1 protein-coding gene is annotated in these 1,864 nt (G+C 63.2%); it reads right to left on the bottom strand.

Annotated features, from left to right (window positions below):
• Positions 1-1,864: amino acid adenylation domain-containing protein (locus tag HDE80_RS21980; protein WP_184674456.1), on the bottom strand; the 1,864-nt coding region annotated here is incomplete at both ends.

Genomic DNA, 1,864 nt, shown 5'->3' with positions numbered 1-1,864 from the left:
GGAATGGCCGCCCAACGCGAAGAAGTCATCGTGGATACCGACCTTGTCCAGCTTCAGCAGCTCCGCCCAAAGGCCAGCCATGATTTCTTCGGTCGGCGTACGCGGCGCCACATAGACCACGTCGCTTGGAGTGAGGTCCGGTGCCGGCAGCGCCTTGCGATCGACCTTGCCGTTCGACGTCAGCGGCAGCTGATCGAGCATCACAAAGTAGCTCGGTACCATGTACTCCGGCAGCGTCTGCAACAGGATCGTGCGCAGCTGCGCCGCCTCCGGCACCTCCTGCCCTTCATGCGCCACCACATACGCCACCAGCCGCTGGTCGCCCGCACTGTCCTCCCGCGCCAACACCACCACGTCGCGCACCGCATCCTGCGACGTCAGCGTCGATTCGATTTCGCCCAGCTCGATGCGCAAGCCGCGGATCTTCACCTGATGATCGCTACGGCCCAGATATTCGATCGTGCCATCCGGCAGATACCGCGCCAGATCGCCTGACAGATACATCCGCGCACCGGGTACAGCACTGAACGGATTGGGGATGAAGGTCTGCGCCGTCAACTCGGAGCGGTTGATATAGCCGCGGGCCAAGCCGATGCCGGCGATATACAAATGACCGACCACACCCACCGGCACCGGGTTGAGCGCATCGTCCAGAATATGGATCTGGATATTCGCAATCGGCCGCCCAATCGGCACGCAGCTCAGCGGGCTGTCTTTGCGGCATTCCCAATACGTGACGTCCACCGAGGCCTCGGTCGGGCCGTACAAGTTATGCAGCGCCACGTGATCCCACTGCGCGAAGAAGCGCTGCTGCAGTTCCAGTGGCAGTGCCTGACCGCTGCACATCACCTGCCGTAGCGAGCCGCCGCAACCGGCTGGCGATTCGTTGAGGAACACCTCCAGCATCGGCGGCACGAAATGTAGCGTCGTGATGCCTTGCGTATCGATCAGTTCGGCCAGGTACGTCACGTCCTGATGGCCACCAGGCTTGGCCACCACCAGGGTCGCGCCTTCGAGCAGGGGCCAGAAGAATTCCCACACCGAGACGTCGAAGCTGAAGGGCGTCTTCTGCAAGACCCGGTCGCTCGCCGTCAGCGGATAGGCCTCTTGCATCCACTGCAATCGGTTGACGATGCCCTGGTGTTCGATCCCCACGCCCTTCGGCTTGCCGGTCGAGCCGGAGGTGTAGATCACATAGGCTAGGTTCGTCGGCTGCGTGTGGTGTGCGAGATCCGTCGTTGCGTACTGCTCCAGCACCGATGCTTCGCTATCCAGTGCGAATACCCGCACGCCGGGCACATCCGGCACCTGCCCGCTCACATGCTGTTGAGTCAGTACCACAGCGAGCTTCGCGTCTTCCACGATGGTCGCCAGGCGCTCCGCCGGATAAGCCGGGTCCAGCGGCACGTAGGCACCGCCGGCCTTGAGAATGCCGTACAACCCCACGATCATCGCCGCCGAACGTTCCATGCACAGACCGACCAACGCATCCGGCCCGACGCCCAGCCGGCGCAGATGACGCGCTAACCGGTTGGCTTGCGCATTGAGTTGCGCGTAGCTCAGCGACACGCCCTCGAAGACCACCGCCACGCGGTCCGGCGTCCGGGCAACCTGCACTTCGAACAACTGATGCAGCGTCTGCGTGTCCGGTTGAATCGCCGGATAGACCGTCGCGGTATCGTTGAACGTGTGAATCAGCTGATGACGCTCGGCCTCGCCCAGCATCGGCAGCTCGCCGACCGGGCCGGTCGGATCGGTCACGATCACCTCGAGCAAGTGCGTGAGATGGTCGGCCAGGCGCGCAATCGTGCTCGCGTCGAACAGGTCCGTGCTGTATTCGAAGCAACCCTGCAGGCCGTTCTTG

The organism is Rhodanobacter sp. A1T4 (assembly GCF_014207185.1).
Taxonomy (GTDB): domain Bacteria; phylum Pseudomonadota; class Gammaproteobacteria; order Xanthomonadales; family Rhodanobacteraceae; genus Rhodanobacter.
This window is presented reverse-complemented; position numbering and strand designations above follow the sequence as displayed.